Raw genomic sequence first — 15,576 nt, 5'->3', positions numbered from 1 at the left:
TCAATGTTCGTGCGGCGGAGGGGCCAAAACTTCACGATTACCATTATGACCGGGCGCACTGACAATCTGTTGTGCTTCCATCTGTTCAACAATCCGGGCTGCCCGGTTATATCCGATGCGGAATTGGCGTTGCACACCCGAAATAGAGACTCGACGTTTTTCAATCACAAATTCAACCGCCTGGTCAAATAAGGGATCGAGTTCCTCATCACTATCAAACCCTGAACCACCTTCACCGTCTTCCCCACCCTTGATAATACTATCAATGTATTGAGGTCGACCACGGGCTTTCCAGTCATTAACCACTTCGTGAACTTCCTGATCGCGGACGAATGCTCCATGAACACGCACAGGAATGGAAGAGTTAGGTGCCAGATAAAGCATATCCCCCATGCCAAGTAATGATTCCGCCCCCCCTTGATCCAGAATGGTACGGGAGTCAATTTTACTGGACACAGTAAACGCAATGCGCGTCGGAATGTTCGCCTTAATCAACCCAGTAATAATATCAACAGAAGGACGCTGGGTTGCCAGCACTAAGTGAATACCTGCTGCACGCGCTTTCTGAGCCAAACGCGCAATCAGTTCTTCGACTTTCTTGCCGACGGTCATCATCAAGTCGGCAAACTCATCGACCATAACAACGATATAAGGTTCTTTTTTCAGCATAGGATGCGTTGCATCCATGCTGTCGCCCGGCTTCCAGAACGGATCAGGGATTGGACGCCCCATATTCTCCGCTTGTTTGATTTTGTCGTTATAACCGGCAAGATTACGCACCCCCAAAGCCGACATCAGTTTATAACGCCGCTCCATCTCATTCACACACCAACGCAATGCATTGGCGGCATCTTTCATATCGGTGACAACTTCAGTCAATAAGTGCGGAATGCCTTCATAAACCGATAATTCAAGCATTTTAGGGTCAATCATGATAAAGCGAACATCTTCGGGTTTCGCTTTATACAGGATACTGAGGATCATCGCGTTGACCCCGACGGATTTACCCGACCCGGTTGTCCCGGCAACGAGCAGGTGAGGCATTTTGCCCAAATCAGCGACAACCGGCTGCCCTGCAATATCCTTCCCAAGAACGATCGTCAATGGTGATGGATCATCACGGAATTTCTCACAGTCCAACACTTCCCGCAGGTAAACGGTCTGGCGTCTCTTATTGGGTAATTCCAGCCCAACGTAAGGTTGCCCGGGGATCACTTCAACGATACGAACGGCTACCGCAGAAAGTGAACGGGCAAGGTCGCGCGATAGATTGGAAATACGGGAAGCCTTAACGCCCGGTGCCAGATCCAATTCAAATCGTGTGATGACAGGGCCAGGAGAAAACCCAACAACATCGGCTTTGACACGATAATCATTCAAGCGCGCTTCTATCAGGCGAGAAGTTTGCTCAAGGGCAAACATATCAATGGGTTCTTCTTCCGCTGGCGGTTTCGCCAAAAGATCCAGAGAAGGCATCGGCGTCGTCGGTTTTGGCAAGGGTTGATCATTGCGCATCAGAAATGGATGGAACAGGCTATCTTGCTGCGGTTGCTGCGGTTGCTGCGGTTGCTGCGGTTGCTGCGGTTGCTGCGGTTGCTGCGCAAAAGTATGCTCAGTTTTTAATTCATGAGAAGCAAGGACGGGAGCTGTTTTTTTCTCCTGAACCGGTTGAATTGAGGGTTCTGTTGGCATCTCTGTTGACATCAATGCAGATTCCTCAGGTTGGCTGATTTGGTAACGCTCACGTTGCTGCTGCTCAAATGCTATCCGCAACGCTTCTTTCTGCGCTTCCTGTTCCTCTACGCTATTTTCCGTTCTGTTTTCCGTAAACGTAGCGACCTTTGGCTGTTCGTATATCGGCGTAGCTTGTTGCGGATCTTTGGTTTGTTGCGGATCTTTGTTTTCCGCTTCAAAATCTGAACCATAACGTTCACGTTGTTGCTCAAGGAATTGCTGACGCAATGCATCCTGCTGCTGTTCATACATTTGCTGTTCATCAGCTTCCGCAATCAGTTCATTTTGCTTTTCTTTTTCTTCCTTTTGCAGATGTTCCGCCAGACGATGAGACGGTACTTTAATACCATACAACTCCCGGCGTGTAGGTATTCTGACCGGGTTAGGACGCGGCATTTCAGGGCCAATACCTTGTTTAACCTGCGGGTTTTTCATTACAACAGTGGAGGTTGCAATCTCTGCCGCCGGATTTTTCAGATGGGTATTTTCATCAATAACCGCTGAAAGAGCGTCAGGTTCTGATGCTGTATCCAATTGATAATCTTTAGGTAATTCAAATGTATAATGAACAGGTTCCCGCTCTTCCGCTGACTTCGGCGTCAACGCATCCGGTGCGAGTGCTGACGGGATTTCCGCTGGCGATATGGTTGGTTGCGGCGAATGCCCACTGTTAAGTGAATCTTCAGCCGTTTCTGATAACACGGTCTTTTCTGAGTGAATAGGCTCCGGTGAATCACTTTCCCGAAGCGTTTCTACCTCTTCCATGACCGGCGTCTCGCTCTCTTCCATAACCGAAATAACCGGAATCGTTGAAGCCGCCGACAAGGCTGAATCTGCATTCGCTAATTCGACTACCGTTGGAGCCGTTAACAGTACATCATCCTCATCCGCTGTTTCAGTAGCAACGGGGGTTTTATCCACACCATTTTCATCAACATGCCCAGTCTGTTTCTGTTCCTCGGCAGGGCGTGCCGAAACGATGTTATCTTCCGGCTCATCATCGTCATATTCAGCGTCATTGCGGCCTCGGTTGACCACAAAACTTATGGTGCCCAAAATGAGTTCACCCATTTTTTCGGCAATCGTGAGCCATGACCAACCCGTAAACAGTGTGAATCCAACTGCCCAGATGCCAAGCAGGGCCAACGTTGCACCAAGGGTATTGAACCAAGGCAGGATCGCATTGCTAAACAAATTGCCGACGACTCCACCAGCAGCAAATTCATTCAAATCATCAATATTGAGTGCCGCCAGACCACATGAAGTCAGAACCAGAGCCAAAGCGCCAATGACACGTAGTGCGAGTGTGAAGAAATCTACATACTCTTGCCTATCTTTCTGACGGAAAGCATTCCAACACCCTAAAAGCATTAACGGTGGGACTGCATAGGCAAGAATACCCAATGCCGAAAACAGGATATCTGACAGCCAGGCACCCACGCTGCCACCCCAATTATAAATGGGCGCAAGCCATGAAGTTTGTGACCAGCCAGGATCGGATGGATTGAAGCTGACAAGTGCTACCATTAAGTACACTGCACACATGGCAATAACCAATAAAACAGCTTCCAACAGCCGGCGGCCGCTGCTTATTTTCTTTAATTTAACACGTTTGTCTTCTGTATATTCCTGGTTCAAGAAAGACGCTCCAGGTTTTCATGTTGATTAAACGGAACAACGCTGAGGGTAACTCAGCGTTGAAACTGTATACATAAACAGGAGTGTACCTAAGTTTTTCCTGTTTTGCATCTGTACGTATTAATTAAACAGAAGTTTAACGAGTCTTAATCACCAGACGATTACTCTGTTTAACTTCTTCCATAACAACATAAGTACGAGTATCGTTAACCCCCGGAAGACGCAGCAGGGTTTCACCGAGCAATTTACGATATGCGGACATATCGGGCACACGTGTTTTCAGCAAGTAGTCAAAATCACCAGAAACTAAATGACATTCTTGGATTTCTTCCAGTTTCTGGACAGCAGTATTAAACTGTTCAAATACATCTGCGGCGCCACGATTAAGCGTAATTTCAACGAATACCAGCAATGACGCATCCAAGTAATGAGGATTCAGCAAAGCGGTATAGCCAGAGATAAAGCCCTGACGCTCCAAGCGACGGACACGTTCCAGACAAGGTGTTGGTGATAAACCAACCCGCTTGGATAACTCCACGTTAGAAATACGGCCGTCTTTTTGCAACTCGTTAAGGATATTACGATCTATACGATCAAGATCTTTTCCCGGACGCTTCTTATTATCAATCATCTTATTGCTCTCTCTTTATATTCCTACACCCATAACATTTTCCCTATCTCTTTCAAGCCACTGAGCTGGAAAAGATGTCTTCAAAGGCTAAAGCTCAATCTATAACCAAGGTTTAAGGCCCACTGCAATCTCCCAGAATATGATTTTCTATAATCAATTGGTTAAAACATGACTACCAGAACACCACTTCCCAGAATATTCTCTCCTAAAACACGGTGTCTTTTAGAAAGCAGCTTAACGGCAATTTTTAATATTCTATGAGAAAATTACCTACTCCGATTTTTCTATTCTATAGAAACAATTGATTAGCGAGGTAGATAATTATCTCTTACACAGATGTTTTCGCAAATGCACAGCCGATTGTCAAAGTAAATGAGCAAAAACCAGAACAACCTACCAAACAAATTTTCGCTAAATCCTTTTAATAGCTCATTTCATGCCTTAAACGTATAAATGATGTTCAATTCAGAAGGTTAAACAATACCTTCTTACATTTCGATTACATCATAGTTACTATCTATCGGTAAAATCGTTAATAACATGAATATTTTATCTGATAATCGCTTTTTTTAACTTATTATTTCTCCTACAATCCCTAAATCCGCAATATGAGATAATGGAAATGAGGTATTCATGAGCACAGCCAAACACAGTAAACTTATTATTCTTGGCTCAGGTCCTGCTGGTTATACCGCTGCTGTTTATGCAGCCCGCGCTAATTTAAGTCCTGTTCTCATTACCGGGGTCGAAAAAGGCGGCCAATTAACGACCACGACTGAGGTTGAAAACTGGCCCGGTGATCCTGAAGGGCTGACTGGCCCAGGCTTGATGGAGCGTATGTTTCAGCACGCTGAAAAATTTCAAACAGAAATTATTTCTGACCACATTCAGAAAGTTGATTTTTCAAACAGGCCATTCCGTTTATATGGGGATGATCAGGAATATACTTGTGACGCTTTGATCATCGCAACTGGGGCTTCTGCCCGTTATCTCGGATTACCTTCCGAAGAAAATTTCAAAGGCCGTGGCGTATCTGCTTGTGCAACATGTGATGGTTTTTTCTATCGTCAACAGAAAGTGGCGGTCGTCGGTGGGGGGAATACGGCGGTTGAAGAAGCGCTGTATTTAGCAAACATTGCCTCTGAAGTGCATTTGATTCACCGCCGCGACACTTTCCGTTCAGAGAAGATCCTGATTGACCGCCTGATGGAAAAAGTCAAGAACGGCAATATCATCCTGCATACCGACCGAACCCTGGACGAAGTTCTGGGTGACGAAATGGGCGTTACACGTATCCGCATTCGCGATACGAAAAGTGACAATAGCGAAGAACTGGATGTGACGGGGGTTTTCATTGCCATCGGCCATAGCCCCAATACGGGCATCTTCGACGGTCAGCTTGAACTGGAGAACGGATATCTCAAAGTTCAATCTGGCTTACATGGCAATGCCACCCAAACGTCTATTCCAGGCATTTTTGCCGCTGGCGATGTTATGGATCACGTATATCGTCAGGCCATCACATCGGCGGGTACAGGTTGTATGGCCGCATTGGATGCTGAACGTTTCCTGGACGGATTGGCAACCCAATAATCCATTTTCCTTAGAAGCGCTATTTCGATAGCGCTTTTTGACAGGTAACATAAAGCCAATTTTGCTATTTCGTATCATCACCGGTTAACCAAAAGTTTTTCTTATGGACAAAACAAGACAATCTGAACTTGTTCGATGGCTAAGGCAACAAAGTGCCCCTGCCCGTCGGTGGCTTCGTCTATCCATGCTACTCGGCCTAATCAGTGGATTATTGATCATCTCTCAAACCTGGCTCTTAGCTGCCATCCTTCAAGCCCTGATTATAGACAATGCCCCCCGTGAAACACTTATCAATCCGTTTTTGATGCTGGCAGCGACCTTTACATTGCGGGCAATCGTCAATGCCATTCGGGAACGGGTAGGGTTCATCTGTGGTAAAGTTGTACGCCAGCAAATCCGTAATAGGGTATTGGATAAACTGGAGCAGCTAGGGCCGGTATGGGTGAAGGGAAAACCCGCAGGAAGCTGGGCGACCATTATTCTGGAGCAAATTGAAGATATGCAGGATTTTTATTCTCGCTATCTGCCCCAAATGGTGCTTGCTACCCTAATCCCGATTCTGATTCTGGTGACTATCTTTCCGGTTAATTGGGCCGCAGGATTAATCTTGCTTGTCACCGCTCCCTTGATTCCTCTGTTTATGGCTTTGGTAGGATTAGGTGCCGCAGATGCCAACCGACGGAATTTTGTTGCCCTCAACCGACTAAGCGGTAATTTTCTCGACCGTTTACGGGGGCTGGACACATTGCGCCTGTTCCATCGCGGGGAAGCTGAGGTTAAGCAGATCACTGAATCAACAGAAGATTTCCGTCACAGAACGATGGAAGTACTGCGCATGGCATTTCTGTCTTCCGCAGTATTGGAGTTTTTTGCCGCCGTTTCCATTGCCGTTGTTGCCGTCTATTTTGGTTTTTCCTATCTGGGAGAATTACACTTTGGCAGCTACGGAATGGGTGTTACGTTGTTTGCCGGCTTTCTCGCCCTGATCCTCGCCCCTGAGTTTTTTCAACCGTTGCGCGACTTGGGAACGTTTTATCATGCAAAAGCTCAGGCCGTCGGAGCGGCAGAATCCCTTTTCACCTTACTCAACAATGATGGCGAGCAGGCAACCATGGGCGGTGAAAAAAACCTGACAGATAAAGAACCCGTTACCATTGAAGCCTGTGAACTGGAAATTCTGTCCCACGATGGTCATCGCCTTGCCGGTCCTTTGACTTTTACGATGAATAAACACCAGCGAATTGCTTTGGTTGGAAAAAGTGGTGCCGGCAAAAGTTCATTGATCAATGTATTGCTGGGATTTCTCCCCTATCATGGCTCTCTGAAAATCAATGGCATTGAGCTACGTGAATTAAATCTCATCAAATGGCGTGAACATTTGAGTTGGGTGGGGCAAAACCCACATCTTCCAGAGCAAACTGTGCTCGATAATATTCGTCTTGGTCGATATGACGCCACACAAGAGCAAATCCATGATGTTATGGAAAGGGCTTATGTCAGTGAATTTGTTCAGCATCTGCCCGATGGGATCAATACGGTCGTCGGGGACAACGCTGCCCGCCTGTCTGTCGGGCAAGCCCAGCGTATTGCCGTGGCACGGGCATTATTAAATCCTTGCCAATTGCTGCTGTTGGATGAACCTGCCGCCAGCCTTGATGCCCATAGTGAACAGCGCGTGATGACGGTCTTAAATCAAGCCTCTCATCAGCAAACCACATTGCTGGTTACGCATTTGCTAGAAGAAACGCTGACATATGATCAGATTTGGGTAATGGAAAATGGATTACTGATTGAGAAAGGTGATTATCAGAGTTTAAGTCAGTCTCAAGGTGCATTTTCCCGTCTACTGTCTCACCGTAGTGTGGAGCTTTAATTATGCGTGTATTATTCCCATTTCTTGCACTCTATCGCCGCCATTGGTTTCTCATTGGCTTGGGATTGGTCTTGGCGATTGTGACTCTGCTCGCCAGTATCGGGCTACTGACACTTTCAGGTTGGTTCCTTGCCGGCACCGCCCTGGCCGGATTTGCGGGGTTATACACATTTAACTATATGTTGCCTGCGGCAGGGGTACGTGGTGCGGCCATTTTCCGCACGGCAGGTCGTTATGCTGAACGGCTTGTCAGCCACGATGCCACATTCCGTGTCTTGGCTCATTTACGTGTTTTTGCTTTTCAGAAAATTCTGCCCCTTTCCCCTGGGGGGATTGCCCGTTTCCGTCAAGGCGAATTGTTGAACAGACTGGTTGCCGATGTCGAAACCTTGGATCACCTCTATCTGCGAGTGCTTTCCCCTGTGCTTGCCGCATTTGTCGTGATTGCCGTATTGACGTTCGGCCTGGGATTCCTTGATATTGCGCTGGCCTATACCCTCGGTGGCATTATGTCAGGGCTGCTACTGATATTACCTTTTGTGTTTTTCCAGGCGGGAAAGCCTTATGGCAGAAATATCACGCTACAACGCGCTCAATACCGGACATTACTCACCAGCGCCTTGCAGGGGCAAGCTGAATTAACCGTGTTTGGCGCACTTAAGCGTTTTCGTCGATCCATGACCGAGGTTGAACATGATTGGCTGAAAAGCCAACAAAAACAGGCGGGTTTAACCGGGCTTTCACAAGCCATCATGATTTTTTCTACCGGCATGACCGTTACATTGATACTTTGGCTGGCTGCAGCAGGTGTGGGTGAACAGAGTCAACCCGGTGCGTTAATCGCTCTGTTTACCTTCTGCACCCTCGCTGCCTTTGAAGCCCTTGGGCCGGTCACCATAGCATTTCAACACATGGGACAAGTTATTGCGTCCGCAACTCGTGTTTCTCAGTTGATGCATCAAAAACCTGAGGTCACTTTTCCTGAGCGAGGGCCACAGGCAAATAACGCTCTCAGCCTTGAGATAAAAAATATTGATTTCACCTATCCCGGCCAGCCTCTGCCTGCACTGCAGGGTATTTCTTTATCTCTGGCATCAGGAGAACATATTGCTTTATTGGGAAAAACGGGATGTGGTAAATCGACACTGCTACAGTTGTTAACTCGCGCATGGGATGTCAATCATGGTGAAATTCAACTCAACCAGCACCCCATTTCCCACTATGATGAGGCAATGCTGCGCTCAATGGTGTCTGTCGTTCCCCAACGGATACATGTCTTCAGCCACACTTTACGTGAGAATCTGTTATTGGCGAAACCGGATGCCAGTGATGATGAATTAGAAACCGTATTGCAACAGGTGGGATTGGGGAACTTGCTAGACAATGATAAAAAGCTAAACTGTTGGATGGGTGAAGGCGGACGCCAGCTTTCCGGTGGAGAACAGCGCCGTTTGGGTATTGCCAGGGCGTTGTTACACAATGCGCCTTTAATGCTTCTGGATGAACCCACCGAAGGGCTGGATTCTGATACTGAACAGCAGATTTTGTCTCTGTTACACCGCAGTTGCCAGCACAAGACACTGATTATTGTTACCCATCGGTTAACTGGCTTGCAACATTTGGATCGAATCTGTGTGATGGATGGCGGACGTATTATTGAGCAAGGCACACATGACGTGCTACTTGCTCAACAGGGACGGTATTACCAATTTCATCAGCGACAGAGTTATCCTGAGTAGGAGTGGTTCATGTTATGTTGATAGCTCAACTCGATAACTCATGTGAATTTCCCCATCCGACCCATGCACTGGCTGAACCCAACGGTTTACTGGCATTTGGAGGAGATCTTAGTGCAGAACGCTTAAGAGTGGCGTATCATGAAGGTATTTTCCCGTGGTATTCGCCCAATGAGCCTCCTTTGTGGTGGTCTCCCAACCCCCGGGCAGTATTGATTCCCGGAGAATTGCATACGGGTCGGACATTGCGCCGTTTTATTCGCAAACATCCTTACCAAATTACGGTAAACTATGCTTTCAATGAAGTGATATATCATTGCGCACAACGACAGGAAGGGACTTGGATCGGGCCGGATGTTCAGCGAGGCTATCAAGCCCTGCATCAGGAAGGTTTGGCTCATTCAATAGAAGTTTGGCATGATAGTCAACTTGTGGGTGGCTTGTACGGTGTTTGTATAGGCACACTATTTTGCGGTGAATCGATGTTCAGCCGAATGGAAAATGCTTCCAAGTGTGCTTTTTTCGCTTTTTATCACCATTTTTTACATCATGGTGGCCGATTGTTTGACTGTCAGGTGTTAAATCACCATACAGAATCATTGGGCGCCAAAAATATTCCAAGGGAAGAATTTCTCCAGCATCTTTATCAATTGAGAGAGCGGTCATTACAATCAGGCTGCTGGTCTGTACAAACGCTGGATTTATAATCTTCACTTCGGATTCATGCTGTTCACGGTGGGAATGTCATTATCATCATGTGCGAAATGATGGTTTAAAATACGACATTCCTTTACATAATGATGGTTTTTCGGCATTATCTTGCCGATTAAAAACTATGGTTGTTACATTTAGAGGATTAGATGGCCAAAGAAGACAATAATTTTGAAATGCAAGGTACTGTGTTAGAGACACTGCCAAATACCGTGTTTCGTGTTGAATTAGATAACGGGCATATTGTCACTGCCCATATTTCAGGAAAAATGCGTAAGAACTATATCCGCATCCTGACTGGAGACAAGGTTACAGTTGAGCTAACTACATATGACCCGGAAAAAGGACGCATTACCTTCCGTAGCCGCTGATTAAAATACCTTTCAACACCACAGGAGATAATATATCTGTATCCACCTGTGGTGTGGTTTTAGGTTTTTATAACCCATTTCTTTATCACTAAATTACAATACTGCATCTTCTGATTTCTTTCTGTTCGATCTTTTGGCGTCCTTAAAATCATATTTTAACGCCTGTTTGGTTTTATCGAGCATAATGCTGACCGATCCTCCATTAACCAGAGAACCAAACAATAACTCATTCGCCAATGGTTTTTTGAGGTTATCCTGAATCACCCGAGCCATAGGACGTGCCCCCATCGCTTTATCGTAACCTTTGTTACACAGCCACTGACGGGCATCTGCACTGATTTCCAGAGAAACGCCCTTCTCATCCAATTGAGCTTGTAACTCAACGATGAATTTATCAACAACTTGCTGAATAACTTCAGAAGAGAGTGCATCAAACCAAATGATGCCATCAAGACGGTTGCGGAATTCAGGTGTGAAAGTCCGTTTAATCTCCTCCATTCCATCCGTGCTGTTATCTTGTTCAGTAAAACCAATGGATTTACGCTGTATCTCACGTACTCCTGCATTGGTTGTCATCACCAAAATAACATTGCGAAAATCCGCCTTGCGACCATTATTGTCGGTCAACGTACCATTATCCATAACCTGCAACAGTAAGTTAAATACATCAGGATGGGCTTTTTCAATCTCATCCAAAAGTAATACAGAATGTGGATGTTTAATAATTGCGTCGGTTAATAATCCCCCCTGATCATACCCCACATAACCCGGTGGTGCGCCGATTAAGCGACTGACAGTATGGCGTTCCATATATTCCGACATATCAAATCGCAATAATTTAACATTCAAAACCTTGGCGAGTTGGACGGTGACTTCTGTCTTACCCACCCCGGTAGGCCCCGCAAATAAGAATGAACCAACGGGTTTATATTCCTGACCTAACCCGGCACGGCTCATCTTGATGGCTTCCGTCAGGGCACCAATGGCCCGGTTTTGACCGAAAACCAGCATTTTCAAACGGTCATCCAGCGTTCTCAATACATCTTTATCACTGGCTGACACCGTTTTTTCTGGAATGCGGGCGATGCGAGCAACAACAGATTCGATATCAGAAACATTAATCGTCTTCTTGCGACGACTGGATGGAACTAATCTCGTCTTCGCTCCGGCCTCATCAATCACATCAATGGCTTTATCCGGCAAATGGCGATCAGTAATGTATTTCACCGATAACTCAACTGCGGCACGAATAGCTTTCGCCGTATAACGGACATCATGGTGTGCCTCATATTTAGCACGTAGTCCATTGATAATTTGTACCGTCTCCTCAGATGAAGGCTCAGTAATATCAATCTTCTGAAACCGGCGGGCCAAAGCCCGATCTTTTTCGAAGATATTGCTGAACTCATGGTAAGTCGTCGAACCAATTACCCGAATACGCCCGCTGGAAAGCAGGGGCTTAATGAGGTTAGCCGCATCCACTTGCCCGCCTGAAGCAGCACCTGCACCAATGATAGTATGGATTTCATCAATAAAGAGAATGCTTTTGCTATCTTGTTCTAAGGTTTTTAACAATGATTTGAAGCGCTTCTCAAAATCACCGCGATATTTTGTTCCGGCGAGCAGGGAACCGATATCCAGGGAGTAGATAGTGCAACCCTGCATCACTTCGGGAACATTATTTTGGACAATACGCCATGCAAGCCCTTCTGCAATAGCGGTTTTACCAACCCCAGACTCCCCGACAAACAGAGGATTGTTCTTACGACGGCGACACAGTACCTGAACGGTTCTTTCCAATTCATGCTGACGCCCGACAAGCGGATCAATTTGGCCTTTCTGGGCCAATTGATTCAGATTGGTGGTGAAATTCTCCAACCGATCTTCACTGATGACCTGTTCTTCCTGAACCGGATTGATACTGTGATGAGAATCATGATCAGATTCATCTTTGCGTGTGCCATGAGAAATAAAATTCACGACATCCAAACGGCTGACATCATGTTTACGCAGCAAATAAGCAGCTTGAGATTCCTGCTCACTAAAAATGGCAACTAAAACATTAGCCCCGGAAACGTCTGAACGCCCTGAAGACTGAACGTGAAATACTGCGCGCTGTAAAACACGCTGAAAACTTAATGTGGGTTGTGTATCCCTGTCATCATTTTCGGATAACAGGGGGGTGGTTTGGGTAATAAAACTTTCCAGTTCCTGGCGTAACAGCGCCAAATCGACTTTGCAAGCCTCCAGTGCTTCTCGCGCTGATGTGTTACTTAACAACGCCAGCAACAGGTGCTCCACAGTCATAAATTCATGTCTGTTATCCCTTGCTTTGGCAAAAGCAATGTTGAGACTAAGCTCCAGTTCTTGATTGAGCATAAGCACCTCCTCCTAAAATCAGTGAGCCAGATCAGACTTTTTCCAGCGTGCAAAGTAACGGATGCTCGTGCTCCTTAGCATACATGTTCACTTGCGCAGCTTTAGTTTCTGCGACCTCTGCCGTATAAATTCCGCAAACTGCTTTCCCTTTGTAATGGACATCCAGCATTAGTTGCGTTGCTTGTTCAACATCATAAGAAAAGAACTTTCGCAATACGTCAACCACAAACTCCATGGGTGTATAATCGTCATTGTTCAGAACAACCTTATACATTGATGGCGGTTGTAGTTTTTGTTTTGCATCATCCTTAATAAATTCTTCAACTTTCAAATCGTTATAAAACTCAGCCATTATTCTTCCACTGGGTATTCACTTTCCGCTGGATTTTAGTATGAACTCATTCATTCTACTGCTATATATTTTATCACTTCATAAAGCTCTCCGCTTCTTTCCCTTTGATTACCGAGTAAAGATTTCATCTAAAAATCGGATACCGTTATCTATATCAAACTTTAGCCATCTGAGACAGCTTGACGTTGTTGATCTGCTTGACGGCGTAATGAATTTCACTACAGTATATTTTATGAACACAGCACCCTGTCTGGGTGCTGGTTCATTTTCTGAAACTTTTAGTGATTCCTAAACCCGAAATCGTGATACGAGGGATAGAGAAGTATGGAAACAGGTATTGTTAAATGGTTCAATAATGCAAAGGGCTTTGGATTTATTTGCCCGGCCAGCGGGGGCGATGACATATTCGCTCACTATTCAACCATTCAAATGGATGGTTATAGGACGCTGAAAGCTGGGCAAAAAGTGAATTTCAGTGTTGATCAAGGTCCCAAAGGTAATCATGCCAGCCTTATTGTTCCTCTGGAAGATGGCTCTAAATCATAAAGAAGCATGACTCCATAAATTCGTAATTCCACGCCACAAATAAATAATGGGTTATTTGTGGCGTGCTATTATTCCCTGGCAAGCGCTTCTATGGGATCAAGACGGGCGGCATTTCGTGCCGGCAGAAAACCAAAGATGACCCCGATTGCCGTTGAGCAGCCAAAAGCGATGACAAATGCAACCGGATTATAAACAAAGTTCCATTTCGGTAATATCAATTGTCCAATCAACGATAAGCTATATGACAAGGTAATTCCCAGTATACCGCCCATCAGGCACACCATGACAGATTCGATAAGAAACTGCTGCATGATGTCACTGGCCCTTGCACCAACTGCCATGCGAATGCCAATCTCTCGGGTACGCTCTGTTACTGAAACCAGCATGATATTCATCACACCAATTCCCCCAACAATCAAGGATATTACCGCCACCAACGTTAAAAATATTTGTAATGTTCGCGTTGTTTTATCAATTGCCGCAATTGTTTTGTTTACATTGTAGGTATAAACGTCTTCCTTGCCATGGCGGAATGCCAATAGCTGTTTAAGTTTTGCTTCCGCTTCATTTGAAGAGTAACCCTCTTTCACTCTGACAACTATCGAATCTAAGAAACTTTTGTTTATCACACGGCTATTCATCGTACTGTACGGCAACCAAATCTGTAATCTATTGCCGCCATACAGACTTTCTCCCTTAGCAATGACACCAATCACTGTTAGGGGTATATTGGTCAAAAGCAGCTCTTTACCTATCACATCATTCTGATAAGGAAAGAATTTCTTACGTGTATGATCATCAATAATAACCACTTGGGCCTGGCGATGGATCATTTCTGGGGTAAAAGGCATACCTTGGGCAAACTTCATGGTATATACCTGAAAGAAATCACTTCCTACACCAGATACCTGTGCATCAGCATCAATATTACCTCGCCGCAAACGTCCGGTGTTCCATAACTCAGGAGAAACGGCCTGAATATAGGGTTGAGATTTTATTGCTGAAATGTCAGTCAGTTTCAGCGCTTGCCTATTCAAATCACTATCATCCGTGTCGCCAAAATTTCTTCCCGGATAAATTTTGATGGAATTCGTTTCAATGGACTTAATGTACGATAACACCATTGATTTTGCCGCATCGCCAAGCACTAAGATCGTGACAACAGAAGCAATGCCAATGATAATGCCAAGCATCGTTAGCAAAGTGCGCAGCTTATTGACGATCATGGCACGCCATGCCATCAATAATGCCTCATTAAAACGCCCCCAGATTTGTTGTACTGAAGAAGTCCTGACTCCCACAGAAGAAAGAGCCGTCGTTTGATTTTCAGAAGAGTGCGAATCGCTCATGATACGCCCATCTTTAATTTCAATCACTCTCTGAGCTTGTGCTGCAATATTCGGATCATGGGTAACAATAACAACCGTATGCCCTTGCTGACAAAGCTGCTTCAAAATATCCATCATTTCCTGACCAGAAACGCTGTCCAGCGCTCCTGTCGGCTCATCCGCAAGAATAACTTGACCACCATTCATCAATGCCCTGGCAATACTGACCCGCTGCTGCTGTCCCCCTGAAAGCTGATTTGACCGATAATGAATACGGTTTCCCAATCCAAGGCTTTTGAGCAACTCAATGGCACGCTCGCGGCGTTGTATTTTGGAAGCGCCTAAATAAATCGCCGGAATCTCAACATTTTGCTCGGCGGTTAAATGCGCCAGCAGATGATAGCGCTGGAAAATAAACCCAAAATACTCCCTACGTAATTCAGCCAGCTGGTTGCTATCTAAATCTTCGGTCTTTCTGCCCGCAATCCAATATTCTCCACTGCTGGGTTTATCCAGACAGCCTAATATATTCATCAGGGTAGACTTACCTGAACCGGAAGCCCCCACAATCGCAACCATTTCTCCAGCCTGAATGGATAACGAAATATTATCCAGAACATTAATTTGTTCTGCGCCAACAGAGTAACTACGACTAACACCTTTGAGTTCCAGTAACGTATTCAT

The 15,576-nt window shown here is 45.6% G+C and carries 11 protein-coding genes; 6 read left to right on the top strand and 5 right to left on the bottom strand.

Features of this window, described 5'->3' with window-relative positions:
• Together Xbed_RS01935 and lrp are read right to left on the bottom strand one after the other, a co-directional pair.
• Entirely contained in the window at positions 1–3,372 is a 3,372-nt protein-coding gene (locus Xbed_RS01935) for a DNA translocase FtsK 4TM domain-containing protein (RefSeq protein WP_086111260.1), read from the bottom strand.
• 136 nt (positions 3,373–3,508) lie between these two features.
• On the bottom strand, positions 3,509–4,003 hold the full coding sequence (gene lrp, locus Xbed_RS01930) for a leucine-responsive transcriptional regulator Lrp (RefSeq protein WP_004256338.1): 495 nt from the start codon (positions 4,001–4,003) through the stop codon (positions 3,509–3,511).
• Positions 4,004–4,636: 633 nt separating this feature from the next.
• Here lrp and trxB point away from each other — a divergent pair.
• The 5 genes from trxB to infA all read left to right on the top strand — a co-directional run bounded on the left by trxB (position 4,637) and on the right by infA (position 10,287).
• Positions 4,637–5,596 carry a thioredoxin-disulfide reductase gene (trxB, locus tag Xbed_RS01925; protein WP_086111259.1) on the top strand — a complete coding sequence of 320 codons (960 nt, stop codon included), beginning with the start codon at positions 4,637–4,639 and terminating at the stop codon, positions 5,594–5,596.
• Between the two features lie 103 nt (positions 5,597–5,699).
• Entirely contained in the window at positions 5,700–7,469 is a 1,770-nt protein-coding gene (gene cydD / locus Xbed_RS01920) for a heme ABC transporter permease/ATP-binding protein CydD (RefSeq protein ID WP_086111258.1), read from the top strand.
• 2 nt (positions 7,470–7,471) lie between these two features.
• A complete protein-coding gene (gene cydC, locus Xbed_RS01915; RefSeq protein WP_086111257.1) occupies positions 7,472–9,208 on the top strand; it encodes a heme ABC transporter ATP-binding protein/permease CydC in 1,737 nt (578 codons plus the stop codon).
• Between the two features lie 14 nt (positions 9,209–9,222).
• Positions 9,223–9,912 (top strand): leucyl/phenylalanyl-tRNA--protein transferase, encoded by a 690-nt coding sequence (gene aat, locus Xbed_RS01910; RefSeq protein WP_086111256.1) that lies wholly within the window; start codon positions 9,223–9,225, stop codon positions 9,910–9,912.
• A gap of 153 nt (positions 9,913–10,065) precedes the next feature.
• The gene (gene infA / locus Xbed_RS01905; RefSeq protein ID WP_086111255.1) at positions 10,066–10,287 is read left to right on the top strand and encodes a translation initiation factor IF-1; all 222 of its coding nucleotides are present in this window, start codon (positions 10,066–10,068) and stop codon (positions 10,285–10,287) included.
• Positions 10,288–10,380: 93 nt separating this feature from the next.
• Here the strand turns inward: infA and clpA are convergent, their stop codons facing one another.
• Together clpA and clpS are read right to left on the bottom strand one after the other, a co-directional pair.
• On the bottom strand, positions 10,381–12,666 hold the full coding sequence (gene clpA / locus Xbed_RS01900) for an ATP-dependent Clp protease ATP-binding subunit ClpA (protein ID WP_086111254.1): 2,286 nt from the start codon (positions 12,664–12,666) through the stop codon (positions 10,381–10,383).
• Between the two features lie 31 nt (positions 12,667–12,697).
• Complete coding sequence (clpS, locus tag Xbed_RS01895) at positions 12,698–13,018, bottom strand: ATP-dependent Clp protease adapter ClpS (protein ID WP_086111253.1); 321 nt, start codon at positions 13,016–13,018, stop codon at positions 12,698–12,700.
• A 324-nt stretch (positions 13,019–13,342) separates the two neighbouring features.
• Here clpS and cspD point away from each other — a divergent pair, with 324 nt between their 5' ends.
• Complete coding sequence (gene cspD, locus Xbed_RS01890) at positions 13,343–13,564, top strand: cold shock-like protein CspD (protein ID WP_086111252.1); 222 nt, start codon at positions 13,343–13,345, stop codon at positions 13,562–13,564.
• A 68-nt stretch (positions 13,565–13,632) separates the two neighbouring features.
• Here cspD and macB read toward each other — a convergent pair whose 3' ends face one another.
• Positions 13,633–15,576 carry a macrolide ABC transporter ATP-binding protein/permease MacB gene (macB, locus tag Xbed_RS01885; RefSeq protein WP_086111251.1) on the bottom strand — a complete coding sequence of 648 codons (1,944 nt, stop codon included), beginning with the start codon at positions 15,574–15,576 and terminating at the stop codon, positions 13,633–13,635.

Source organism: Xenorhabdus beddingii (genome assembly GCF_002127545.1).
In the GTDB taxonomy this organism is placed as follows: domain Bacteria; phylum Pseudomonadota; class Gammaproteobacteria; order Enterobacterales; family Enterobacteriaceae; genus Xenorhabdus; species Xenorhabdus beddingii.
This window is presented reverse-complemented; position numbering and strand designations above follow the sequence as displayed.